This window comes from Acinetobacter sp. neg1 (assembly GCF_000788125.1).
GTDB classification, from domain to species: Bacteria; Pseudomonadota; Gammaproteobacteria; order Pseudomonadales; family Moraxellaceae; genus Acinetobacter; species Acinetobacter vivianii.
On record NZ_JSZD01000014.1, the window covers coordinates 176168 to 197439 of the forward strand.

The 21272-nt window shown below is 43.4% G+C and carries 32 protein-coding genes and 1 pseudogene; 27 read left to right on the plus strand and 6 right to left on the minus strand.

Features of this window, described 5'->3' with window-relative positions; all coding sequences use genetic code 11:
• The first annotated feature begins 151 nt into the window (after positions 1-151).
• Both PJ15_RS10410 and PJ15_RS10415 read left to right on the plus strand, forming a co-directional pair.
• A complete protein-coding gene (locus tag PJ15_RS10410) occupies positions 152-1024 on the plus strand; it encodes an acyl-CoA thioesterase (protein WP_047430497.1) in 873 nt (290 codons plus the stop codon).
• Between the two features lie 125 nt (positions 1025-1149).
• Positions 1150-2391, plus strand: coding sequence for a dicarboxylate/amino acid:cation symporter (locus tag PJ15_RS10415; RefSeq protein WP_004775897.1), 1242 nt, complete (start codon positions 1150-1152; stop codon positions 2389-2391).
• A 56-nt stretch (positions 2392-2447) separates the two neighbouring features.
• On the opposite strand, the gene PJ15_RS10420 is transcribed toward PJ15_RS10415, so the two are convergent.
• The 6 genes from PJ15_RS10420 to PJ15_RS10445 all read right to left on the minus strand — a co-directional run bounded on the left by PJ15_RS10420 (position 2448) and on the right by PJ15_RS10445 (position 9033).
• Positions 2448-3389, minus strand: coding sequence for a metal-dependent hydrolase (locus PJ15_RS10420; RefSeq protein WP_004775895.1), 942 nt, complete (start codon positions 3387-3389; stop codon positions 2448-2450).
• Positions 3390-3521: 132 nt separating this feature from the next.
• On the minus strand, positions 3522-4298 hold the full coding sequence (yihA, locus tag PJ15_RS10425; RefSeq protein ID WP_004775894.1) for a ribosome biogenesis GTP-binding protein YihA/YsxC: 777 nt from the start codon (positions 4296-4298) through the stop codon (positions 3522-3524).
• An 84-nt stretch (positions 4299-4382) separates the two neighbouring features.
• Positions 4383-4835, minus strand: a complete 453-nt coding sequence (locus PJ15_RS10430) for an RrF2 family transcriptional regulator (protein ID WP_005259826.1) — start codon at positions 4833-4835, stop codon at positions 4383-4385.
• Between the two features lie 79 nt (positions 4836-4914).
• Positions 4915-6126 (minus strand): NO-inducible flavohemoprotein, encoded by a 1212-nt coding sequence (gene hmpA, locus PJ15_RS10435; protein ID WP_047430500.1) that lies wholly within the window; start codon positions 6124-6126, stop codon positions 4915-4917.
• 141 nt (positions 6127-6267) lie between these two features.
• Positions 6268-7818, minus strand: coding sequence for a helicase HerA-like domain-containing protein (locus tag PJ15_RS10440; RefSeq protein WP_047430504.1), 1551 nt, complete (start codon positions 7816-7818; stop codon positions 6268-6270).
• Between the two features lie 21 nt (positions 7819-7839).
• Complete coding sequence (locus tag PJ15_RS10445; RefSeq protein WP_047430506.1) at positions 7840-9033, minus strand: PLP-dependent transferase; 1194 nt, start codon at positions 9031-9033, stop codon at positions 7840-7842.
• A 169-nt stretch (positions 9034-9202) separates the two neighbouring features.
• Between PJ15_RS10445 and PJ15_RS10450 the strand changes: the two genes are divergently transcribed.
• The 25 genes and pseudogenes from PJ15_RS10450 to rpsM all read left to right on the plus strand — a co-directional run bounded on the left by PJ15_RS10450 (position 9203) and on the right by rpsM (position 21253).
• Positions 9203-9931 (plus strand): type 1 glutamine amidotransferase, encoded by a 729-nt coding sequence (locus PJ15_RS10450; RefSeq protein ID WP_047430509.1) that lies wholly within the window; start codon positions 9203-9205, stop codon positions 9929-9931.
• 226 nt (positions 9932-10157) lie between these two features.
• The gene (rpsJ, locus tag PJ15_RS10455) at positions 10158-10469 is read left to right on the plus strand and encodes a 30S ribosomal protein S10 (RefSeq protein WP_000070912.1); all 312 of its coding nucleotides are present in this window, start codon (positions 10158-10160) and stop codon (positions 10467-10469) included.
• Positions 10470-10527: 58 nt separating this feature from the next.
• A complete protein-coding gene (rplC, locus tag PJ15_RS10460; RefSeq protein ID WP_004775888.1) occupies positions 10528-11166 on the plus strand; it encodes a 50S ribosomal protein L3 in 639 nt (212 codons plus the stop codon).
• A gap of 11 nt (positions 11167-11177) precedes the next feature.
• The gene (gene rplD / locus PJ15_RS10465; RefSeq protein WP_004641072.1) at positions 11178-11780 is read left to right on the plus strand and encodes a 50S ribosomal protein L4; all 603 of its coding nucleotides are present in this window, start codon (positions 11178-11180) and stop codon (positions 11778-11780) included.
• Positions 11777-12097 (plus strand): 50S ribosomal protein L23, encoded by a 321-nt coding sequence (gene rplW, locus PJ15_RS10470; RefSeq protein ID WP_004641070.1) that lies wholly within the window; start codon positions 11777-11779, stop codon positions 12095-12097. Before rplD ends, rplW begins: the two co-directional genes overlap by 4 nt.
• 11 nt (positions 12098-12108) lie before the next feature.
• Positions 12109-12933, plus strand: a complete 825-nt coding sequence (rplB, locus tag PJ15_RS10475; RefSeq protein ID WP_004660349.1) for a 50S ribosomal protein L2 — start codon at positions 12109-12111, stop codon at positions 12931-12933.
• 13 nt (positions 12934-12946) lie between these two features.
• Positions 12947-13222 (plus strand): 30S ribosomal protein S19, encoded by a 276-nt coding sequence (gene rpsS, locus PJ15_RS10480; protein WP_004775885.1) that lies wholly within the window; start codon positions 12947-12949, stop codon positions 13220-13222.
• A gap of 11 nt (positions 13223-13233) precedes the next feature.
• Positions 13234-13563 carry a 50S ribosomal protein L22 gene (gene rplV / locus PJ15_RS10485; protein ID WP_004657676.1) on the plus strand — a complete coding sequence of 110 codons (330 nt, stop codon included), beginning with the start codon at positions 13234-13236 and terminating at the stop codon, positions 13561-13563.
• Between the two features lies 1 nt (position 13564).
• Positions 13565-14381: pseudogene (rpsC, locus tag PJ15_RS10490) on the plus strand (30S ribosomal protein S3).
• Positions 14321-14734, plus strand: coding sequence for a 50S ribosomal protein L16 (gene rplP / locus PJ15_RS10495; protein WP_004657678.1), 414 nt, complete (start codon positions 14321-14323; stop codon positions 14732-14734). Before rpsC ends, rplP begins: the two are co-directional and overlap by 61 nt.
• Positions 14734-14931, plus strand: coding sequence for a 50S ribosomal protein L29 (gene rpmC / locus PJ15_RS10500; protein ID WP_000849927.1), 198 nt, complete (start codon positions 14734-14736; stop codon positions 14929-14931). Before rplP ends, rpmC begins: the two co-directional genes overlap by 1 nt.
• Positions 14928-15185 carry a 30S ribosomal protein S17 gene (rpsQ, locus tag PJ15_RS10505; RefSeq protein ID WP_004657679.1) on the plus strand — a complete coding sequence of 86 codons (258 nt, stop codon included), beginning with the start codon at positions 14928-14930 and terminating at the stop codon, positions 15183-15185. The genes rpmC and rpsQ overlap by 4 nt, the downstream gene beginning before the upstream one ends.
• A gap of 92 nt (positions 15186-15277) precedes the next feature.
• On the plus strand, positions 15278-15646 hold the full coding sequence (gene rplN, locus PJ15_RS10510) for a 50S ribosomal protein L14 (RefSeq protein WP_004657680.1): 369 nt from the start codon (positions 15278-15280) through the stop codon (positions 15644-15646).
• A 9-nt stretch (positions 15647-15655) separates the two neighbouring features.
• Positions 15656-15973: a 50S ribosomal protein L24 gene (rplX, locus tag PJ15_RS10515; protein WP_004641054.1), complete on the plus strand. Its 318-nt coding sequence runs from the start codon at positions 15656-15658 to the stop codon at positions 15971-15973.
• 15 nt (positions 15974-15988) lie between these two features.
• Complete coding sequence (rplE, locus tag PJ15_RS10520) at positions 15989-16525, plus strand: 50S ribosomal protein L5 (RefSeq protein WP_004775884.1); 537 nt, start codon at positions 15989-15991, stop codon at positions 16523-16525.
• Between the two features lie 9 nt (positions 16526-16534).
• Complete coding sequence (gene rpsN, locus PJ15_RS10525; protein ID WP_004641050.1) at positions 16535-16840, plus strand: 30S ribosomal protein S14; 306 nt, start codon at positions 16535-16537, stop codon at positions 16838-16840.
• A gap of 11 nt (positions 16841-16851) precedes the next feature.
• Positions 16852-17247, plus strand: a complete 396-nt coding sequence (gene rpsH, locus PJ15_RS10530; RefSeq protein WP_004775883.1) for a 30S ribosomal protein S8 — start codon at positions 16852-16854, stop codon at positions 17245-17247.
• Positions 17248-17260: 13 nt separating this feature from the next.
• On the plus strand, positions 17261-17794 hold the full coding sequence (gene rplF / locus PJ15_RS10535) for a 50S ribosomal protein L6 (protein ID WP_004775882.1): 534 nt from the start codon (positions 17261-17263) through the stop codon (positions 17792-17794).
• A 14-nt stretch (positions 17795-17808) separates the two neighbouring features.
• Positions 17809-18159, plus strand: a complete 351-nt coding sequence (gene rplR / locus PJ15_RS10540; RefSeq protein WP_004775881.1) for a 50S ribosomal protein L18 — start codon at positions 17809-17811, stop codon at positions 18157-18159.
• Between the two features lie 2 nt (positions 18160-18161).
• Positions 18162-18659 (plus strand): 30S ribosomal protein S5, encoded by a 498-nt coding sequence (rpsE, locus tag PJ15_RS10545; protein WP_004657688.1) that lies wholly within the window; start codon positions 18162-18164, stop codon positions 18657-18659.
• Positions 18660-18665: 6 nt separating this feature from the next.
• Complete coding sequence (rpmD, locus tag PJ15_RS10550) at positions 18666-18842, plus strand: 50S ribosomal protein L30 (RefSeq protein ID WP_000849088.1); 177 nt, start codon at positions 18666-18668, stop codon at positions 18840-18842.
• 3 nt (positions 18843-18845) lie between these two features.
• Positions 18846-19286, plus strand: coding sequence for a 50S ribosomal protein L15 (gene rplO, locus PJ15_RS10555; protein ID WP_004775880.1), 441 nt, complete (start codon positions 18846-18848; stop codon positions 19284-19286).
• 45 nt (positions 19287-19331) lie between these two features.
• Positions 19332-20651 carry a preprotein translocase subunit SecY gene (gene secY / locus PJ15_RS10560; protein WP_171067087.1) on the plus strand — a complete coding sequence of 440 codons (1320 nt, stop codon included), beginning with the start codon at positions 19332-19334 and terminating at the stop codon, positions 20649-20651.
• A 21-nt stretch (positions 20652-20672) separates the two neighbouring features.
• Positions 20673-20789, plus strand: a complete 117-nt coding sequence (gene rpmJ / locus PJ15_RS18380) for a 50S ribosomal protein L36 (RefSeq protein WP_000867907.1) — start codon at positions 20673-20675, stop codon at positions 20787-20789.
• A 107-nt stretch (positions 20790-20896) separates the two neighbouring features.
• Complete coding sequence (rpsM, locus tag PJ15_RS10565) at positions 20897-21253, plus strand: 30S ribosomal protein S13 (protein ID WP_004657696.1); 357 nt, start codon at positions 20897-20899, stop codon at positions 21251-21253.
• The last annotated feature ends 19 nt before the right edge of the window (positions 21254-21272 follow it).

Sequence of the window (21272 nt, forward strand, 5' to 3'; positions counted from 1 at the left end):
AAATCGTATTTTTAGCAGTTATAAATACGATTAACGTGACGGATGAATCATTTTATCCTGACCATTGTCATTTGAATTTGTGGCACAATCAAAATTATCAACCCTGAAAGGATTGGTTGATCTCTCCCCATTGATGTTGGAAGAATATTACATGAATGTGTTAACTCAAGAATTGGTTGAACTTTTGACTCTGGAAAAGCTGGAACAGCATATTTTCCGAGGCAATAGCCGCAATTTGGTAGGCAAACGGGTATTCGGCGGACAGGTTCTTGGACAGGCCTTGAGAGCAGCGTCATATACGACGGATCGTCCGGCACACTCTCTACATGCCTATTTCCTGTACGGGGGCGATGTCAATGCGCCGATTATCTACGAAGTCGATCCACTTCGAGATGGTAAGAGTTTTGCCAGCCGACAGGTTCGTGCCATTCAACATGGACGTACTATTTTTTCTGCGATGGTATCTTTTGCCTATCCGGAAGAAGGGTTGAACTATCAGCACAAAGAGCCAGAATATCCTGCGCCTGAAACATTAAAGTCAGAAAATGAACTGAAAGAAAGTCTGATTAATTTCGTACCTGAAAATGTGCGTGCCAGCTTTATGCGTGAACGTCATGTCGAGATTCGTCCAACGCAGTTAATCAATCCATTTCAGCCTCAACCTGAAGCTCCATTTTATGCGCACTATATTCGTACCCACGGTACGATTCCGAAAGATCTGGATGAAATCTCATTACATCAGGCAATTGTTGCGTTCTATTCGGACTTTACCTTGATGACGACGGCATTGCGTCCACATGGTTTATCTTGGATTTCTCCGAATCTGCAATGTGCAAGTATTGATCACACCATCTATTTCCATCGTCCGTTACGTGCTGATGAATGGATGCTCTACGATATGGAGGCAACAGTGAGTGCTAGTTCTCGCGGTCTGAATTTTGGGCGGATGTGGCAAAATGGTCAGTTGGTCTGTAGTACTGTCCAAGAAGGTTTGATTCGGCTCAGAGAAATCGAAACTCAATAAAAATAAGCTCATACTAAAGCCATCATTATGATGGCTTTTTTAGCATAAGGCTGACAAAAAATTGCTCGATTCTTCAACATGAGCATGCCATAGTAAGGTGAAGTTAAAGAGCTTTATCAATCACAATGAATTTAAATACACAGATTTTGATTGCAGCCGTGCTCGGTGTAGCATTTGGTTTTCTGCTAATTGCTTATCCGCAAACGGCATTTGTTGACTACAGTCTATATGGTCTTGGTGTCTTAAGTAGTATCTTTATTGGCTTGCTGAAAATGCTACTGATTCCATTGATCTTTAGTTCAATTGTGGTGGGTGTTTCCAATTTACAAGCAGGCGGTCAATTTGGTCGGGTCTGGAAAATTACAGCTTTGAGTTGTTTTACCACCACCACTTTGGCTTTGATTTTAGGGATCAGTTGTGCGCATTTGTTTGATGTGGGCAAAGGTGTCGATATCCAGCTGTTTCAGGCTGCCATGGATAATCACCAAACACCCGATACCTTAACGCCGTCCAGCTTTTTCACTACTTTTATTCAAAATACCTTAATTAATCCCTTCAAAGCATTCAGCGAAGGCAATGTGCTTGCGGTGGTGGTATTTGCTTTATTCCTTGGCGTGGCCTTGGTCAAGGGCGGGGAGCGTTTTGCTTTAGTCCGTAATATCAGCCAGCAATTTTTTGACATCATGATGATGCTGGTGGGCTGGGTAATGAAGCTTGCGCCGATTGGTATTTTTGCGTTATTGGCGAAGTTGATTGCGACGGAAGATCTGTCCGTACTCAGTCGTCTGGTTGAGTTTGCTGCGGTGGTGACAGGGACAACCATTTTTCATGGAGTGGTGGTGTTACCTGCCTTACTCTGGATCTTCGGGCGCATGAATCCGATCACCTTTTTCAGAGGTGCGAGAACTGCATTGGTCACCGCATTTGCGACCAGCTCAAGTTCTGCTACCATGCCATTGAGTATGAAATGTGCTCAGGAAAATCTAGGAGTGCGACCACAAACCGCAGGTTTCGTGATTCCACTGGGTACGCAGTTAAATATGGATGGTACGGCACTCTATGAGGCAGCCGCAGCTTTATTTATTGCGAATCTGATGGGACTGGATCTAAGTTTGACTCAGCAAGTTATCGTTTGCTTAACCGCGATGATTGCTTCATTGGGCGCACCGGGTATTCCAAGTGCAGGCATGGTCACCATGATCATGGTATTACAATCTGTGGGGCTACCAGCCGAAGCGATTGCGATTTTACTGCCGATCGACCGTGTCTTAGATACCGTACGTACAGTGGTCAATGTACAGGGTGACATGATGATCAGTGTGGTGGTAGATCGTTATGCCAAACAGGCAGAGACTGAAGCAGGCTAAGCTGAATTGGAATAAAAAAAGCAGGAGATTACTCCTGCTTTTTTTGTCTTTAAAGTTTAAGCGGCTTGTTGTAAAGCACGTTTTGCGGCTGGTGAATTGTTTAAGTAATTCACGGCATCTTGAGTATTACCTTCCTTAACAGGATCGTACCACGGCATTAAATAATCCAATTGCTGTGCCACTAACCATGCTGGACCCGGCAAAATTTTAGAATCTTTTAATGCTATCTTCGACCATTCAATCCAGATCCATGGCTTAAACACACTTGGCTTCTTATCAGCGAAACGTGGATCCTGACTCATGATATGCGCTGCGCCGTCGACCCAGAGTCCTAAAACGCCCGCAATGACTGCAACACTTAGATAGTAACGTGCGATATAACTACCACCTAAATGACGGTAAAGATCAAAGGCAACGGTACGATGTTCAATTTCTTCCGACCCGTGCCATTTAATCAAATCAAGCATTTCAGGATCGGCGCCCAGTTCTTCCCAACGTTTGTTGTAAAGCGCATATTTACCTAATACACAAGTCATATGCTCAACGGTGGCAATCACTCCGAGACGGAATAAATCCCATTGATGATCAAGAGCTTTTGGAATTTCTTTACCAAAAGGTTTATCTGCCAAAGCTTTGGTGAATAAGAAATCCATAATGTCGAGATTGCGCTGAATATCGATATTACGTTGGCTGAGATATTCCTTGTTGGCAGAGGTGTGCGCAACGGCATGCATGGCTTCTTGACGAATAAATGCCTGCACATCCTGTTTTAGTTTTTCATCGGTAATTTCAGGGAGGACTTTGTTATATAAACGGCAAAACCAAAACTCACCAGCAGGTAGAATATTGTTAATTTCATTAATAAAATAGCTGGCAAAAGGCTGGTTTGGAATCCAATCCACTGGTGTATTTTCCCAATCAAATTTAACTTTGCGCGGGAGGATTTTATAGTCAATCGAAGAACCAAGTTTGTTCTTCACAAATGATAGTAATTTCATTGTTGTTTAGTCCTAATCGATAGTGCAATGAACCAACACTAAGCAGTATATGTAAACTACCTAGTGTTTGTGTTTAGCAATTCGGGACAATTAAAAATTATTTAATGCATCAAGTTGCATAAAATGCATTTTTTATTCTTCTACGTCAGTTTCTGAGGCTTCAGGGATCTGATCGAGGTCAAATTCTGTCGGTTGATCGAGAGTAAAATTCAAGCGACCTGCCATCACACTGGCCAGTTCTTCTAAGCCGATTCGGTTCAATGACGAGAACAACTGAATTGAGAAATCAAGTTTCATCTTTTTCAACTGCTGTTTAACTTCTAACAGCACTTTGTTGGCAGGGCCACGGTTCAGTTTATCCGCTTTGGTCAACAGGATATGCACGAATAAATGACGTGAATGTGCCCATTCCAGCATCATCAAGTCAAAATGTTGCAATGGATGACGAATATCCATCAATAACACTAGACCTTGTAAGCTCTTACGGTGAATCAGGTAATTTTCCAATTCTTTTTGCCAGACGATTTTCATAGCTTCCGGAACAGCCGCATAACCATAACCTGGTAAATCAACCAGACGCTGATCAGGATTACCCAAACTAAAAAAGTTGATCATTTGAGTACGACCAGGTTTTTTAGAAGCACGTGCGAGTTGCTTTTGATTAGTTAAGGTGTTGATGGCACTGGATTTACCCGCATTAGAACGACCAGCAAATGCAATTTCATAGCCTGTATCTTCTACGCATAAAGACAGTTTTGGCGCACTCATCAAAAATTCAGCTTGGCGTAACCAAGTGAGAGACTGTACTGCATATTCAGTCACTGCAGGGTCAGCTTTTTTCTCATAACTGATTTTTTGTTTGGGAGCGAGTTTGGCTTTGGTGTCTTTGGATTTTTCACTGCGACGCATAGAAGCTTACTTTTGAATTGAAATAGCAACGACCATTATAAAGGATGTGACGGCTTCGTGCGAATCTTGATGTTGAAGTGCTTATTAAGCTTTCTGTGACAACTCTAAAAAGTTAATCTCTGAATGGATCGGAGAAGGAACAATACCGTGCTGAACCACTTCACCGAGCGTATATTGATTCAGACTTTGATAAAAGCTTTCTAGTGCCTGATCTAAAATACCTTTCAGACCGCAATGGGAGCGTAATACGCAGGGTGGGGTATTGCACTCAACAATTTGATGGCTACCTTGCAAGGTTCGGACAATCTCACCTAACTTCAAGCTCTTGGCTTCAGGGTTTAGGCGAAGACCGCCTCCTTTGCCACGAATGGTCACAATCCATTGCTGTTTGCCCATGAAGTGAACCACTTTCACCAGATGATTTTGTGACACATGTAAGTCCTGCGCGATATCTGCAATCGTATACGGTACATCACTCGGGCGAGCGACATACATCAGGATTCTGAGTGCATAATCTGTAAACTTATTAAGTTGCATGTGGTTTCGCTCAATCTGGAGCAATAAATAGAAAAGGCTAGTCTATCACAGGCTAGCCTTATACAAAATGTGGTGTAAATTAGCTGAGCTTAACGCCACCTGTACCAAAGGCTTCGCTGTGAATATTCTCAGCAGGGATGCCGCGTGCTACCAGTGCCTTGTGTTGCTCTGCCATAAATGGCATCGGCCCACATAAATAGTAATCGGCATTGGCTGGTAATAACCCTGCATCTAAGGTGCTGAGGTCTAAACGACCAGCGACATCATAATCTTCACCGAGCACATCTGCTGCATGTGGAAATTCATAAGCAGTGAATGTACTTAAGCGCGGATATTTGCTTTTCAGTTCATGAATATGCTTCTTCATCGCATGGACTTGGCTACTACGACATGCATGAATAAAGCTGACAGGCTGTGGCATATCTAAAGTTACCAATTGATTCAGCATCGCGATCATTGGAGTTAAGCCGACACCACCACTGATAAATACATTGCGTTTGTTACTGTCGATTAAATAGAAGTTTCCTGTCGGTGCAGACACTTCAATTTCTGAACCTTCAGCTAAACCATGTAATGTGCTTGATACCCAACCACCAGCAAGTTCGCCTTTTTCATCTTCACGTTTTACTGAGATACGTAGGTAATCTGTCTGTGGACTAGTTGAAAGTGTGTATTGGCGGGGTTGTCTTAAATTAAGCTCAGGTACGAACACACGAACTGAAATATATTGGCCTGCTTCATATTTTGGTAATTCACCACCATCAACAGGCGCAAGGTAGAAAGAGGTGATTTCGTCACTTTCTACGACTTTCTTGGCGATTTTGAAATTACGCCAGCCTAACCAGCTGCCTTTGGTTTGTTGATGTTGGTCATAAATTGCTTTTTCAGTACTGATAAATAAATCAGCCAATTGACCATAAGCCGCAGCCCATGCACCAATTAATGGATCTTCCATTGAAATATTCAGTACTTCACTAATGGAATGCAGCAGGTTTTCACCCACGATGCCGTAATCTGGTGACTGAATATTTAAGCTGACATGTTTATGCGCAATTAGTTCAACCACAGGTAAAAGCACAGAAGGATCTTCAATGTTCTCCGCATAAGCTAAAACTGCCCCCGCAAGCGCCTGTGCCTGTGCACCACTGCGCTGATGTCCCATGTTAAAGGTTTCTTTTAAATCTGGGTTGTTACCCAACATGCGGTTATAAAAGTATCCAGTCAGCGCTACGCCGTTTTCACGAAGAACTGGAACTGTTGCTTTAACAAGGTCAATTTGCTGCGGAGTCATAGGAGATCTCTCTTGGCTATCATTTATAAGATGTATTTAAAATATACCTTTAAAAATAGATTTGCAATGCTAAATTAAATAAAAGCCATAAAAAAATTAAGGGATAATAAATTATCCCTTAATTTTCAATCGAATATTGTTTTATTTTTTACCAAAGAGGGAGCCGAGTAGACCACGCACAATTTTCTGTCCAGTACTACCGCCTAGACTACGCGCGGCACTTTTGGCAAATGTTCCCACGATATCCTGTGTCAGTTTTTCACGGTCACGTTGTGCTTTTTCAGCAGCTTTTTGCTGTTCACGGGCAAAACGTTCTTGCTCTTTGGCCTGTTGCTTGGCGAGCGCTTCCTGTTCTTTACTTTGTTGTTGTGCTAGATCATCGGCTTCTTTTTGCTGGGATTGTTGCAATACTTTCTTTTGCAGCATTTCATAGGCACTATCCCGATCCACCGCTTGATCGTAAACACCAGCGACAATGCTTTGTGAAATGATCACTTGGCGTTCTTCGGGACTAATCGGTGTAAATGATGAGTAGGGCGGCATGACCCAGCCACGCTCTACGATTTGTGGTGTGCCTTGTTCATCTAGACAGCTAATTAATGCTTCACCAACTGCGAGTTCGGTAATGGCTTGATCAACTTTAAACTCTGGATTGGCGCGGAAAGTATCTGCGGCAGTTTTGACAGCTTTCTGATCTTTAGGGGTAAAAGCACGTAAAGCATGTTGTATGCGATTCCCGAGTTGTCCTAAAACGCTTTCAGGTAGATCCAGCGGGTTTTGAGTAATAAAGTAAATCCCAACACCTTTAGAGCGGATCAGACGAACCACTTGTTCAATTTTTTGTTGTAAAGCTGGACTGGCATTGTCAAATAACAGGTGGGCTTCATCAAAGAAGAACACCAGTTTTGGTTTATCCATATCGCCGACTTCTGGCAGTTGTTCGAACAGTTCCGACATCATCCAGAGTAAGAAAGTGGCGTACAGTTTCGGGGTATTCATTAGCTTGTCAGCAGCTAAGATGTTGATATAGCCATGTCCATTGGTATCGGTCTGAATGAAATCGAGGATATTTAGACTTGGTTCACCAAAGAACTGTTCTCCACCTTGATCGCCTAAGGCCAGTAAATTACGTTGAATCGCGCCTAGACTGGCAGGAGAGAGATTGCCATATTCAGCTTTTAGTTCAGCAGCATTTTCACTGACGTAGGTCAGCATTGCTTTTAAATCTTTAAAATCGATCAGCAGTAAGCCTTGATCATCAGCAACACGGAACACGGCCGAAAGGACACCTTCTTGTGTATCGTTCAGATTAAGCATTTGCGCCAGCAGCAAGGGGCCGATTTCGGAAATCGTGGTGCGGATCGGGTGGCCTTGCTGAGCAAATAAATCCCAGAAAATGACAGGAGAAGCTGCAAATGGGACGGGTTCAAGTTGTAAGGTTTTCAGTCGTTCATCAAATTTAGGATTGCTCTCACCAGCTTTGGCAAGGCTAGAAACATCGCCTTTGGCATCGGCGAGGAAGACGGGTACACCCAGTCGGGAAAAGCTTTCTGCCAGTACTTTTAAAGTAACGGTTTTCCCCGTACCTGTTGCACCAGCAATCAAACCATGTCGGTTTGCAAATTTAGAATGCAAAACAATATCTTGTGTTGTATCTGTGGTTTTTTTAGCAATAACGATTGGTGTACTCATTCTTCACCTGTTTTTTTGATCTCAATCGAGCTGTTTTAATGCGTTTTGAATATCTTGGATTAAATCTTCTGGATGTTCTAGTCCTATACAGAAGCGCACCAATAAACCTTGTTGTAAATGTGTATTTTCCAGCGAACGCATCTGCTTTAAATCATAAAGCATGGCTAAGCTGACTGGGCCACCCCAGCTAAATCCAAGTTTAAACAATTTCAAGTTATCACAGAATTGTCGAACCGCCGTCAAGTCATAGGTGGCTTTAAAAATGACGCTGACCAAGCCTGCGCTTTTGCCTGTGGTACAAATGTCTGACCAGAACGAGTGACCTGCTGAATCTGGTGAGCTTGGATGTAAAACCTGACTAAATTGAGGCTGTTGTTTGAGCCATTCCAGCAACACACGGGCGCTTTGTGCTTGCTGTTCATAGCGAAGCGACATGTGTGCCAGACTACGTTGGATCTGAGCAGTATCATCGCCTGATACAGAGATCCCTTGAATGGCATGCATGCGATAGAGCTTGTGATGTAATTGTTGATCACGAGTCACAACTGAACCCATGAGAATATCGCCGCCGCCGCTTGGGTATTTGGTAAGAGCATGTACAGTGATGTCGACCGCTAAATGTTCATCAGAGAAATCGAAGGCATTAAAAGCAAGTCCTGCACCCCATGTGTTATCTAATGCAGTGAGTATATTGGCTTGTTGGGCTTTCTTGACCAGATTTTTGAGATCGGGAAATTCTAGGGTGACTGAGCCAGCTGCTTCGAGCCAGATTAATTTGGCTTTCTCTGTGGGTTGAAAGCTGGCTGCATCAACTGGATTGTAAACTTTTACGCTGATGCCGTAACGGTCTTGCAGATTATTCAAATGTTCAAGATTGGGGCCATAGATATTGTCGGCGACCCACACCTCATCACCAGTGCTTAGAAATGTACTGTTCACCAGATTAATTGCAGATAAGCCGCTGGGTGCAAGCAGGCAATAATTTCCGCCTTCAATTCTTGCGATATTGTCCCCTAATGTAAAAGTAGTTGGGGTGCCGTGTGTGCCATAACTATAGTCATAGGCATCAGTCCAGTGGCGATCAAAAAGGTGCGCTGTTGTTTTAAAAATAATCGTAGATGCACGAAATAGGGGAGGTTGGATGGTTTCTATGTATTGAGGGGCTTTACGTGGTGCATGAATGAGATCAGTTTGTGCTTTATTGTGAGTTGTCATAGGGCAAAATTAAATCAATAGAATGCGTCTCAGGTTAAGAGAAAATGATGAAAGCTGCTAGTGCTTTGCTGCTTTTGTACAGAATCGGTACAGATTCAGGTCATCAATAAAAACTGGCTTTATTTTTGCTAAGACTAATCATCATTCTAACGATAATAGGTTTTCGCGCATGAAGTCGCATTTAAGAGTGCATTATTTTCAGCACATCGCTGGCGAAGGTTTTGGCAGTTGCTATGACTTTTTAAAAGCACATCACGCAAAAATTACAGCAACAGAATTTTTTGCATTACCTGTCGATTTGCCATTGGAGCTTGAAGCGCTGCCACGCATAGATGAAGTTGACCTCTTGATTATTATGGGGGGAACGATGAGCGTGAATGATGAGGCGAATTATCCTTGGTTAAAATTAGAAAAAAGGTGGCTAAGACGTTATTTGGCTGCGGGAAAACCTGCCATTGGCTTGTGTTTGGGTGGACAATTGATTGCGAATGCCTTGGGTGCAGCAGTCAGTCGTAATCCTGATCAGGAGCTTGGCTGGATGGATGTAGGACGTGCTTCACACATTCCAGAGCAATGTTTCCAGATACCAGAACAATTGAATATTTTACAGTGGCATAGCGAAACGTTTGAAATTCCCAAAGGCGCAATACGTCTAGCGGAAAATAAGGCGTGTTTAAATCAGATGTATCAGATTGGACGTAATGTATTGGGATTTCAGTTTCATCCAGAGATGACACCACACGCCTTGGCGCTGTTAATTGAGGGGGAGGAAGAGATGGCTGTTTTTAATGGAAGGTATGTACAGCCTATTGCTGAATTAAAAAGAAGCTTGAAAAGTAAATTTGAGCAGGGAAACCGTTTGCTGAATCAGGCGATTGATTATGTGGTGAGTGCTTGAGCTGACAAAATGCTTAAAAAATGAAAAGAAGAATTGCATAAGACTTAAACAATCGTTATAATGGGCGACCCTCAAATGGAGGGCGTTTACTACGAAGAAAGTAGTCAACGCATTACAGTCGTGGCATCGATCACGACCATAGTGATTTTCACTGCCCTTGACACTTACCAAAAGGTGAGGTGCGTCATGGGTGATTCTTTATATATTTGGCTTGGAGTTTACTGGTATGTCTAACCAGAGAATTCGTATCCGTTTGAAGTCTTTTGATCATCGTCTGATTGATCAATCTGCTCAAGAGATCGTAGAAACCGCTAAGCGTACTGGCGCACAAGTGTGTGGTCCAATTCCGATGCCTACTCGCATCGAACGCTTCAACGTTCTTACTTCACCACACGTCAACAAAGACGCTCGTGATCAGTACGAAATCCGCACTTATAAACGTTTGATCGATATCGTTCAACCAACAGATAAAACTGTTGATGCATTGATGAAGTTAGATCTTGCTGCTGGTGTTGATGTTCAGATCGCTTTGGGTTAAGGCTTTCGGTTGATTAACTTTTAAGTTAATTAGGCCGCTTTATTAGAGGTTTATGCACATGGCTATTGGTTTAGTCGGTCGCAAATGTGGTATGACTCGCGTCTTTACGGATGCTGGTGTATCTGTACCTGTTACAGTTATCGAAGTCGATCCAAACCGCATTACGCAAATCAAAACACTTGAAACTGATGGTTATCAAGCAATTCAAGTAACTACTGGTGAACGTCGCGAATCGCGCGTAACTAACGCTCAGAAAGGTCACTTCGCGAAAGCTGGTGTTGCTGCTGGTCGTTTAGTTAAAGAGTTCCGTGTTACTGAAGCTGAGCTTGAAGGCCGTGAAGTTGGTGCTTCTATCGGTGTTGATTTGTTCACAGTTGGTCAAATTGTTGACGTAACTGGTCAATCAAAAGGTAAAGGTTTCCAAGGTGGTGTTAAGCGTTGGAATTTCCGTACGCAAGATGCTACTCATGGTAACTCTGTATCTCACCGTGTATTAGGTTCTACAGGTCAAAACCAGACTCCTGGTCGCGTGTTCAAAGGCAAGAAAATGGCTGGTCACTTAGGTGACGAACGCGTAACAGTTCAAGGTCTTGAAATCGTATCTATTGACGCTGAACGTTCTGTTTTAGTTGTTAAGGGTGCTATTCCTGGTTCAACTGGCGGTGACGTTGTTGTACGTCCTACCATCAAGGCCTGAGGGGAAATACTGTGAATTTAAAAACTGTTTCCGGCTCTGCTGTTGAATTGTCTGAAGTTGCTTTCGGACGTGAATTTAACGAAGCTCTTGTACACCAAGTTGTTACAGCTTACTTAGCTGGTGGTCGTCAAGGTACTCGTGCTCACAAATCACGTGCAGATGTTTCTGGCGGTGGTAAAAAACCATTCCGTCAAAAAGGTACTGGTCGCGCTCGTGCGGGTTCTATTCGTAGCCCTATCTGGGTTGGTGGTGGTAAAACTTTTGCTGCTCGCCCACAAGATTGGTCTCAAAAAGTAAACCGTAAGATGTACCGCGGTGCAATGCAATGTATCTTAGCTGAACTTGTTCGCCAAGATCGTCTTGTATTAGTTGAAGAGTTTGCTGTTGCAGCTCCAAAAACTAAAGAATTGCTTGCAAAGCTTACTGACTTGAATGCAACTCGCGCATTGATCATTACAGATGCTGTAGATGAGAACTTGTATCTCGCAGCTCGCAACCTTCCACACGTTGATGTGGTTGATGCTACTGCTATTGATCCTGTTAGCTTGATCGCATTTGATAAAGTTGTAATGTCTGTAGCTGCTGCTAAGAAAATTGAGGTAGAACTCGGATGAACAACGAACGTATCTATCAAGTCCTATTAGGACCAGTATTCTCAGAAAAAGCACAAGTTTTAGGTGATACTGCTGGTGTTCAAGTGTTCAAAGTTGCATTAAATGCAAACAAACTTGAAATCAAGAAAGCAGTTGAGCAGCTCTTCGGTGTTGAAGTTGTAAAAATCAATACAACGATCACTAAAGGTAAAACAAAACGCTTTGGTAAAACATTAGGACGTCGTTCTGATGTGAAAAAAGCATACGTCACCCTGAAAGCTGGCCAAGATGTAGAAATGGCTGACTTGGGCGATACCGCTGAAAACGCAGCGGAATAAGGACGAGAATTATGCCAATTCAAAAATGTAAGCCAACGTCTCCAGGACGTCGCTTTGTAGAGAAAGTGGTTCATGACCACCTTCACAAAGGCGCGCCTTATGCACCGTTGGTAGAAGCTAAAAAACGTACTGGTGGTCGTAATAACAATGGTCACATCACTACACGTCACGTGGGTGGTGGTCATAAGCAAAACTACCGTATTGTTGACTTTAAACGTAACAAAGATGGTATTCCAGCGACTGTAGAGCGCATCGAATACGATCCTAACCGTACAGCTCATATTGCTTTATTGAAATATGCTGATGGTGAACGTCGCTACATCATTGCACCTAAAGGCTTACGTGCTGGTGATAAAGTTCAATCTGGTAACGATGCTCCAATTCGTCCAGGTAACTGCTTACCACTTCGTAACATGCCAATCGGTTCTACACTTCACAATCTTGAACTTAAAATCGGTAAAGGTGCTCAATTAGCACGTTCTGCTGGTACTTCAGTTCAGTTGTTGGGTCGTGATGGTTCTTACGCTATCGTTCGTTTACGTTCTGGTGAAATGCGTAAAGTCCATGTTGAATGTCGTGCTGTAATTGGTGAAGTTTCTAACCAAGAAAGCAACCTTCGTTCATTGGGTAAAGCTGGTGCTGCGCGCTGGCGTGGTATTCGTCCTACCGTTCGTGGTATGGCGATGAACCCAGTAGATCACCCGCACGGTGGTGGTGAAGGGCGTAGTAAAGGTATTCAACCTGTAAGCCCATGGGGTCAAAAAGCTAAAGGGTACAAGACACGTACCAACAAGCGTACGACTAAGATGATTATTCGCGACCGTCGCGTCAAGTAAGGGAATCTGAATAATGCCTCGTTCATTAAAAAAAGGTCCATTCGTCGACGCACATTTGTTCGCTAAGGTTGAAGCTGCTGTAGCTGCTAACAACCGTAAGCCGATCAAAACTTGGTCACGTCGTTCAATGATCCTTCCAGACTTTGTTGGTTTAACAATTTCTGTTCACAATGGCCGTAACCACGTTCCAGTAATTGTTACTGAACACATGGTTGGTCATAAATTGGGTGAATTCGCGCCAACTCGTACCTATCGTGGTCACGGTGTTGATAAGAAGTCTAAACGTTAATAGGTGCTATGATGGAAGTAACTGCTAAATTACGCGGTGCCGCTATCTCGGCACAAAAAGCACGTTTAGTTGCTGATTTGATCCGTGGTAAGTCGGTTGCACGTGCGATAGACATTTTAAACTTCAGCAACAAGAAAGCAGCTGTGCTCGTTAAAAAAGCACTTGAATCTGCAATCGCGAATGCTGAACACAACAACAGCTTAGATGTTGATGACCTTAAAGTAACTACGATTTACGTTGATGAAGGCATGAGCCTTAAACGTATCATGCCACGTGCTAAAGGCCGTGCAGATCGTATTACTAAGCGTACTTGTCACATCACCGTTAAGGTAGGGGTTTGATATGGGTCAGAAGGTTCATCCAATCGGTATCCGCCTAGGTGTTGTGAAACGCCATAACGCTAACTGGTATGCGAATCCGAAGCAATACGCTGAATACTTGCTTAAAGATCTTCAAGTTCGTGAGTTTTTAATCAAAAAACTTAAAAACGCGATGATCAGCAATATTCTTATCGAACGTCCTACAGGCGCTGCTAAAGTAACTATTAGCACTGCTCGTCCTGGTATCGTTATCGGTAAAAAAGGCGAAGACATTGAAAAATTACAGCGCGAACTCACCAATATTATGGGTGTTCCAGCTCAAGTTAGCATCAATGAAATTGATCGCCCTGACTTGGACGCACGTTTAGTTGCTGAAGCAATTGCTTCTCAATTAGAAAAGCGTGTTATGTTCCGTCGTGCTATGAAGCGTGCGGTTCAAAACACTATGCGTGCTGGCGCTAAAGGTATCAAAGTTGAAGTTTCTGGCCGTTTAGGTGGTGCAGAGATCGCTCGTACTGAGTGGTATCGTGAAGGTCGTGTACCTTTGCATACACTTCGTGCTGACATCGACTATGCAACTATGCGCGCAGAAACAACATACGGTACGATCGGTGTTAAAGTTTGGATTTTCCGTGGTGAGATCTTAGGTGGCATGAAACAAGTCATGAACCCTGCTCCTGCTGAAGAGCGTCCAGCTAAACGCGGTCGTGGTCGTGGTGAAGGTCAAGAGCGTCGTGGTCGTCGCGGTGACCGTGCTGCTGACAAGGGAGAATAATCCATGTTGCAACCTAAACGTACCAAATTCCGTAAAGTGCACAAAGGCCGTAACACTGGTCTAGCGCATCGTGGTAGTACAGTATCATTTGGTTCGATTGCAATTAAAGCAACTGAACGTGGTCGTATGACTGCGCGTCAGATTGAAGCTGCACGTCGTACCATTAGCCGTCGTATCAAACGTGGTGGTAAAATCTTCATCCGCGTATTCCCAGACAAACCAATTACCGAAAAACCATTAGAAGTTCGTATGGGTAAAGGTAAAGGTAGCGTGGAATACTGGGTTTGTCAGATCCAGCCAGGTAAGATCCTGTACGAAATTGAAGGTGTTAGCGATGAGTTAGCGCGTGAAGCTTTTGCTTTAGCTGCTGCTAAACTCCCGTTTAAAACCACTATCGTGACTCGGACGGTGATGTAATGAAAACTAAAGATCTACGTGAAAAGTCGGTAGAAGAGTTGAAAGCTTTGCTTGATGAGCAACAGCTTAACCAATTCCGTCTTCGTATGGCGAAAGCAACTGGTCAACTAGGCAAATCGCATGAAGTGCAAATTGCTCGTAAGACAATTGCTCGTATTAAGACACTCCTTACCGAAAAACAGGGGAACGGACAATGAGTGAAAAAACAGTCCGCACGTTAACCGGCAAAGTCGTAAGCGACAAAATGGACAAGTCTATTGTTGTGCTTATTGAACGCCGCGTTCAACACCCGTTGTATGGCAAATCAATCCGCCGTTCAACTAAATTACACGCTCATGATGAGAACAATGTTGCTAAATTAGGCGACTTGGTAACCATCAAAGAAAGCCGCCCAATTTCTAAAACTAAAGCTTGGACTTTAGTGGAAGTAGTTGAAGCTGCTGCTGAGTAATTAGACGTTCTTGTTGCATCATCGGACAATTTCGAGTACTCTTTGAGCCTTTCGAAATTGTGACCGGTGATGCTCGGTTTTGGAGTAGGGCAATGATTCAAACCGAAAGTATGCTCGACGTAGCAGACAACAGTGGTGCACGCCGCGTACAATGTATTAAAGTACTTGGTGGTTCACACCGTCGTTATGCTTCAGTTGGCGACATTATTAAAGTTACTGTAAAAGAAGCAATCCCACGCGCACGTGTTAAAAAAGGTGACGTGATGAATGCTGTAGTTGTTCGTACAAAGTTCGGCATCCGTCGTCCAGACGGTTCAGTTATTCGTTTCGACGATAACGCAGCTGTTATTTTGAACAACAACAAAGCTCCGATTGCTACTCGTATCTTCGGACCAGTGACTCGTGAACTTCGTACTGAACAGTTCATGAAAATCATTTCATTGGCTCCTGAAGTTCTATAAGAGGCAATCATGGCTAAGATTAAAAAAGGCGATCAAGTAATCGTGATCGCAGGTAAAGAAAAAGGCAAACAAGGTGTTGTTTTGTCTGTTTCTGAAGATCGAGTTAAGGTCGAAGGCCTTAACTTAGTGAAGAAGCATCAAAAGCCAAACCGTGTAACTGGCGCTGAAGGCGGTATCGTTACTCAAGAGGCTACGCTTCATATCTCAAACGTGGCAATTTTTAATGCTACAACCCAAAAGGCTGACCGTATTGGTTACCAAGTGATTGATGGCGCGAAAACTCGTGTTTATAAATCAAATGGTGAATCAGTGGCGGTAGCGAAGTAATAGGTTGAAAAGGCAATGGCCAGACTTAAAGCACGTTACAACGACGAACTTAAAGCAAAGTTAAAAGAAGAACTTAGCGTTAAGAACGTGATGGATATTCCTCGCATCACGAAAATCACCCTGAACATGGGTGTAGGCGCAGCTGCAACTGATAAGAAATTATTAGATGGCGCTGTTGCTGATATGCAACTCATTGCTGGTCAAAAACCAGTTGTGACTCTTGCTCGTAAATCAATCGCTGGTTTCAAAATCCGTGACGGTTGGCCGATCGGTTGTAAAGTTACTTTACGCGGCGACCAAATGTACGAATTCTTGGATCGTTTGATCTCGATCGCAATCCCTCGTATCCGTGACTTCCGTGGTTTCTCTGCGAAATCATTTGATGGTCGTGGTAACTACTCTATGGGTTTAAAAGAGCAAATCGTTTTCCCTGAAATCGATTTTGACAAAATTGATCGTATCCGTGGTTTAGATATCACTATTACGACCACTGCTCGTAGCGATGACGAAGGCCGTGCGCTTATGCGTGCATTCGGCTTCCCGTTCAAATAAGAGGTCGATATGGCTAAGAAAGGTATGATTAATCGCGAATTGAAACGCGAAAAGACAGTTGCTAAATACGCTGCAAAACGTGCTGAATTAAAAGCAACGATTGCAAATGTAAATGCGAGTGACGAAGAACGTTTCGAAGCGACATTAAAGTTACAGGCATTGCCACGTAACGCATCTCCAGTACGTCTTCGTAACCGTTGTGGTTTAACTGGTCGTCCTCATGGTTACTTCCGTAAGTTCGGTTTAAGCCGTAACAAATTACGTGACACAGTAATGCAAGGTGATGTACCGGGCGTTGTTAAGGCAAGCTGGTAAGGAGCGACTAAATGAGTATGCAAGATACCGTTGCCGACATGTTAACCCGTGTTCGTAACGCACAAATGGCTAAGAAACAAACTGTTTCTATGCCTTCTTCTAAGTTGAAAGTTGCGATTGCAAACGTTCTTCAACAAGAAGGTTATATTTCAGATGTAGCAGTTGCTCAAGAAGAGACAAAAGCTACTCTGACAATTACTTTAAAATATTTCGAAGGCAAACCAGTTATCGAAACCGTTAAGCGCGTAAGCCGTCCAGGTCTTCGCCAATACCGCGGTAAAGATAAAATTCCTAGCGTTAAGCAAGGTTTGGGTATTGCAATTGTTTCTACAAGCAAAGGCATCATGACTGATCGCGCTGCACGTGCTGCGGGCATCGGTGGTGAAGTTATTGCTTTTGTTTCTTAATAGGTGATTCCTCATGTCTCGTGTGGCTAAAGCCCCAGTAACTGTACCTAATGGTGTAGCAGTTACTCAGAACGGCCGGCAGGTCGAAGTGAAAGGCAGCAAAGGTACATTGTCTTTCAACCTGCATGCGCTGGTCGAGCTAAAACAGGAAGAAGGTAAACTTCAACTTGCTCCGGCTAAAGAGTCGAAAGACGCTTGGATGCAAGCTGGTACTGCTCGCGCTGTATTGAACAACCTTGTAAAAGGTGTTAGCGAAGGCTTCGAACGTAAGTTACAGCTTGTTGGTGTTGGTTATAAAGCTGCGGTTAAAGGTACTGTTGTAAACCTTAACCTTGGTTACTCACACCCAATTGACTACGCTTTACCTGAAGGTGTAACAGCGGAAACTCCAACTGCTACTGAAATCATTTTGAAATCAGCAAACAAGCAGTTGTTAGGTCAAGTGGCAGCGGAAATCCGTGCATACCGTTCTCCTGAACCATATAAAGGTAAAGGTGTTCGTTATTCGGATGAAGTTATTCTTCGTAAAGAAGCTAAGAAGAAATAAGGCGCGAGGTTCTTATGAACGAAAAGAAACAAACCCGTTTGCGTCGTGCGAAAAGCACACGCTTGCACATTCGTGCATTGGGTGCGACTCGTTTGTGTGTAAACCGCACTCCGCGTCACATCTATGCGCAAGTTATTTCAGCAGATGGTGGCAAAGTTTTAGCGCAAGCTTCAACTTTAGATGCATCTTTGCGTAGTGGTACTACTGGTAACGTAGATGCAGCTACGAAAGTTGGTGCTTTGATCGCAGAACGTGCTAAAGCAGCTGGTGTTACTAAAGTTGCATTTGACCGTTCTGGTTTTAAATATCATGGTCGTATCAAAGCCTTGGCTGATGCTGCTCGTGAAGGCGGCTTGGAGTTCTAATCATGGCGAAAGTTGAACAAAACGAAGGTCTCGTTGAAAAGCTGGTTGCCGTTGATCGTGTAGCCAAGGTTGTTAAAGGTGGTCGTATCTTCTCTTTCACAGCATTAACTGTTGTGGGCGACGGTAACGGTCGTGTAGGTTTTGGTCGTGGTAAAGCACGTGAAGTTCCAGCTGCTATTTCTAAAGCACTTGAAGCTGCTCGTCGTAACATGATCACTGTAGACCTTGCGGGTACTACTTTACAACACCCTGTGAATGCTCGTCATGGCGCAAGCCGTGTATACATGCAACCTGCTTCAGAAGGTACTGGCGTAATTGCTGGTGGCGCTATGCGTGCTGTTCTTGAAGCTGCAGGTGTACATAACGTACTTGCTAAATGTTATGGTTCTACAAATGCTGCTAACGTAGTAAACGCAACTTTCAAAGGTTTGCGTGATATGACTTCTCCTGAGAAAGTCGCTGCGAAACGTGGTCTTTCAGTAGAACAAATTCAAGGGTAATCAATCATGAAAACGATTAAAGTTACCCAGACTAAATCTTCATCGCATCGTTTAAAAAATCATAAACTTTGCCTTCAAGGTTTAGGTCTGCGTCGTATTGGTCATACTGTAGAAGTGCAAGATACGCCTTCTAACCGTGGTATGATCAACAAAGTTTACTATATGGTTAGTGTAGAGGAATAAGCCATGACTCTGCGTTTAAATGAACTTTCACCTGCAGAAGGTGCAAAACGTGAAAACCGTCGTCTAGGCCGTGGTATCGGTTCTGGTGTTGGTAAGACTGGTGGCCGTGGTGTCAAAGGTCAAAACTCACGTAAAAGTGGTGGTACTCGTCCGGGCTTTGAAGGCGGTCAAACTGCTTTATATCGTCGTTTGCCTAAATTCGGTTTCACTAGCCAAATCGCTTTGAAAACTGCTGAAGTACGTTTGTCTGAGTTGAATAAAGTTGAAGGTGATGTTGTTAGCCTTGAAACTTTAAAAGCTGCGAATGTTGTTCGTCGTGACCAAATTCGTGCTCGCATCGTTCTTTCTGGTGAAATCACTCGCGCATTCACTGTTAAAGGTGTTGTGTTGACTAAAGGCGCTAAAGCTGCTGTTGAAGCTGCTGGCGGTAAAGTCGAGGAGTAATCTCGAGTGTCTATGACTCCTAGTTCTTCAGGTCATGTCAACATGATGAAAGGCCAACCGTTTCATGTGAAATACCGTGAAATTATTCGTCGATTAATGTTCTTGATTGGCGCGTTATTGGTCTTTCGACTAGGAGCGCATATTCCGTTGCCGGGGATTGATAATGTCGCGCTAGCACATTTTTTTAAAGCTAATGAAGGTACCTTCTTAGGTTTATTTAATATGTTCTCTGGCGGTGCATTAGAACGCATGTCGATTCTGGCGTTAGGGATCATGCCGTACATTTCTGCATCGATTATCGTGCAGTTAATGTCTACGGTAGTTCCTTCGCTGGAAGCTTTGAAAAAAGAAGGCGAGCAAGGCAAACGTAAGATCAATCAATATACGCGTTATGGCACCTTATTTCTTGCACTCGTGCAAGGTGTAGGGATGTGTGCTGGCTTGATTAGTCAAGGTATTACCTTAACGTCAGGCTTGGCATTCTATGTTCCAGCAGTAACTTCGTTAGTTGCAGGAACAATGTTCTTGATGTGGTTGGGCGAGCAAATTACCGAACGTGGTGTTGGTAATGGTATCTCGATGATCATTTTCGCAGGTATTGTGGCAGGTTTGCCAAATCTTGTGATTCAGTCGTTTACGTCTGTTCAGAATGGTCAGGGTAGTTTAATTGGTTTGGTTGTATTCGGCTTACTCTCATTAGCCGTATTAGCTGCGATCGTGTTTATTGAAAAAGCACAACGTCGTATTCCAGTGAACTACGCACAAAAACAACAAGGTCGTCGTGTATTTACTGCACAGCAAACACATTTGCCGTTAAAAATTAACATGGCAGGTGTAATTCCAGCGATTTTTGCAAGCTCATTGTTATTATTTCCAGCGAGCTTGGGACAATGGTTAGGAAGTGCTGATCCAAATGCAGGGATTGTAAAACGTAGCCTACAAGATCTGGCATTGGTGTTATCGCCTGGACAGCCGTTGTATTTAATGCTCTTCGGCGCGTTGATCATTTTCTTCTGTTATTTCTATACGGCGCTAGTATTTAGTCCTAAAGAGGTTTCAGAGAATTTAAAACGTAGCGGGGCATACGTGCCTGGTATCCGCCCAGGTGAGCAAACGGCTCGTTATTTAGATCATATTCTTAACCGTTTGACCTTCATTGGTGCAATCTACATCACTGTAGTGTGTTTAATGCCTATGGTGCTACAAAGCTCGTTCGGTATTCCATTCCATTTGGGTGGGACATCGTTACTGATTGTAGTGGTAGTAGTAATGGACTTTATGGCGCAACTCCAAGCGCACCTTACTTCGCATCAGTATGATAATCAAACGTTAATGAGAAAAACGACTGCTCATCCTAAGGGATAAGCGCACTTAGAAGGTTTCATCATGAAAGTACAAGCTTCTGTAAAGAAAATTTGTGGTAGCTGTAAAGTTATCCGTCGTAATGGGGTAATTCGCGTAATTTGTAGCGCAGAACCTCGTCATAAGCAGCGTCAAGGTTAATTTAATTAAGACCTGTTGATTTCAGTAGGCTAATTAGGTTATTATCCGCCCCTCAAGATTTTTGTGGGGCGGTTGATTATCTTGACTGCCTTTTTGGAGAAAATTGAATGGCTCGTATTGCCGGTGTAAACATTCCGGATAACAAGCATGCTGTTATCTCTCTCACGTATATTTTTGGTGTAGGTCGCCACACTGCTAAGAATATCTTAGCTGCTGTAGGTATCACTGAAACTACGAAAATTCGTGAATTAGATGATGCTCAGCTTGATGCGATTCGTGCAGAAGTTGCTAAGGTTCCGACCGAAGGTGATTTACGTCGCGAAATTTCCATGAACATTAAACGTTTAATGGATTTAGGCTGCTACCGCGGTCTTCGTCATCGTCGCAGCTTGCCTGTTCGCGGACAACGCACCAAAACTAACGCACGTACCCGTAAAGGTCCGCGCAAACCGATTAAGAAATAAGATTTCTGGAAGCTAAAAG

Excerpts from the sequence above, each read along its gene's own strand:
- PJ15_RS10410 (WP_047430497.1), top strand. The coding sequence starts at position 152 with ATGAATGTGTTAACTCAAGAATTGGTTGAACTTTTGACTCTGGAAAAG.
- PJ15_RS10415 (WP_004775897.1), top strand. The coding sequence starts at position 1,150 with ATGAATTTAAATACACAGATTTTGATTGCAGCCGTGCTCGGTGTAGCA.
- PJ15_RS10420 (WP_004775895.1), bottom strand. The coding sequence starts at position 3,389 with ATGAAATTACTATCATTTGTGAAGAACAAACTTGGTTCTTCGATTGAC.
- yihA (WP_004775894.1), bottom strand. The coding sequence starts at position 4,298 with ATGCGTCGCAGTGAAAAATCCAAAGACACCAAAGCCAAACTCGCTCCC.
- PJ15_RS10430 (WP_005259826.1), bottom strand. The coding sequence starts at position 4,835 with ATGCAACTTAATAAGTTTACAGATTATGCACTCAGAATCCTGATGTAT.
- hmpA (WP_047430500.1), bottom strand. The coding sequence starts at position 6,126 with ATGACTCCGCAGCAAATTGACCTTGTTAAAGCAACAGTTCCAGTTCTT.
- PJ15_RS10440 (WP_047430504.1), bottom strand. The coding sequence starts at position 7,818 with ATGAGTACACCAATCGTTATTGCTAAAAAAACCACAGATACAACACAA.
- PJ15_RS10445 (WP_047430506.1), bottom strand. The coding sequence starts at position 9,033 with ATGACAACTCACAATAAAGCACAAACTGATCTCATTCATGCACCACGT.
- PJ15_RS10450 (WP_047430509.1), top strand. The coding sequence starts at position 9,203 with ATGAAGTCGCATTTAAGAGTGCATTATTTTCAGCACATCGCTGGCGAA.
- rpsJ (WP_000070912.1), top strand. The coding sequence starts at position 10,158 with ATGTCTAACCAGAGAATTCGTATCCGTTTGAAGTCTTTTGATCATCGT.
- rplC (WP_004775888.1), top strand. The coding sequence starts at position 10,528 with ATGGCTATTGGTTTAGTCGGTCGCAAATGTGGTATGACTCGCGTCTTT.
- rplW (WP_004641070.1), top strand. The coding sequence starts at position 11,777 with ATGAACAACGAACGTATCTATCAAGTCCTATTAGGACCAGTATTCTCA.
- rplB (WP_004660349.1), top strand. The coding sequence starts at position 12,109 with ATGCCAATTCAAAAATGTAAGCCAACGTCTCCAGGACGTCGCTTTGTA.
- rpsS (WP_004775885.1), top strand. The coding sequence starts at position 12,947 with ATGCCTCGTTCATTAAAAAAAGGTCCATTCGTCGACGCACATTTGTTC.
- rplV (WP_004657676.1), top strand. The coding sequence starts at position 13,234 with ATGGAAGTAACTGCTAAATTACGCGGTGCCGCTATCTCGGCACAAAAA.
- rplP (WP_004657678.1), top strand. The coding sequence starts at position 14,321 with ATGTTGCAACCTAAACGTACCAAATTCCGTAAAGTGCACAAAGGCCGT.
- rpmC (WP_000849927.1), top strand. The coding sequence starts at position 14,734 with ATGAAAACTAAAGATCTACGTGAAAAGTCGGTAGAAGAGTTGAAAGCT.
- rpsQ (WP_004657679.1), top strand. The coding sequence starts at position 14,928 with ATGAGTGAAAAAACAGTCCGCACGTTAACCGGCAAAGTCGTAAGCGAC.
- rplN (WP_004657680.1), top strand. The coding sequence starts at position 15,278 with ATGATTCAAACCGAAAGTATGCTCGACGTAGCAGACAACAGTGGTGCA.
- rplX (WP_004641054.1), top strand. The coding sequence starts at position 15,656 with ATGGCTAAGATTAAAAAAGGCGATCAAGTAATCGTGATCGCAGGTAAA.
- rplE (WP_004775884.1), top strand. The coding sequence starts at position 15,989 with ATGGCCAGACTTAAAGCACGTTACAACGACGAACTTAAAGCAAAGTTA.
- rpsN (WP_004641050.1), top strand. The coding sequence starts at position 16,535 with ATGGCTAAGAAAGGTATGATTAATCGCGAATTGAAACGCGAAAAGACA.
- rpsH (WP_004775883.1), top strand. The coding sequence starts at position 16,852 with ATGAGTATGCAAGATACCGTTGCCGACATGTTAACCCGTGTTCGTAAC.
- rplF (WP_004775882.1), top strand. The coding sequence starts at position 17,261 with ATGTCTCGTGTGGCTAAAGCCCCAGTAACTGTACCTAATGGTGTAGCA.
- rplR (WP_004775881.1), top strand. The coding sequence starts at position 17,809 with ATGAACGAAAAGAAACAAACCCGTTTGCGTCGTGCGAAAAGCACACGC.
- rpsE (WP_004657688.1), top strand. The coding sequence starts at position 18,162 with ATGGCGAAAGTTGAACAAAACGAAGGTCTCGTTGAAAAGCTGGTTGCC.
- rpmD (WP_000849088.1), top strand. The coding sequence starts at position 18,666 with ATGAAAACGATTAAAGTTACCCAGACTAAATCTTCATCGCATCGTTTA.
- rplO (WP_004775880.1), top strand. The coding sequence starts at position 18,846 with ATGACTCTGCGTTTAAATGAACTTTCACCTGCAGAAGGTGCAAAACGT.
- secY (WP_171067087.1), top strand. The coding sequence starts at position 19,332 with ATGAAAGGCCAACCGTTTCATGTGAAATACCGTGAAATTATTCGTCGA.
- rpmJ (WP_000867907.1), top strand. The coding sequence starts at position 20,673 with ATGAAAGTACAAGCTTCTGTAAAGAAAATTTGTGGTAGCTGTAAAGTT.
- rpsM (WP_004657696.1), top strand. The coding sequence starts at position 20,897 with ATGGCTCGTATTGCCGGTGTAAACATTCCGGATAACAAGCATGCTGTT.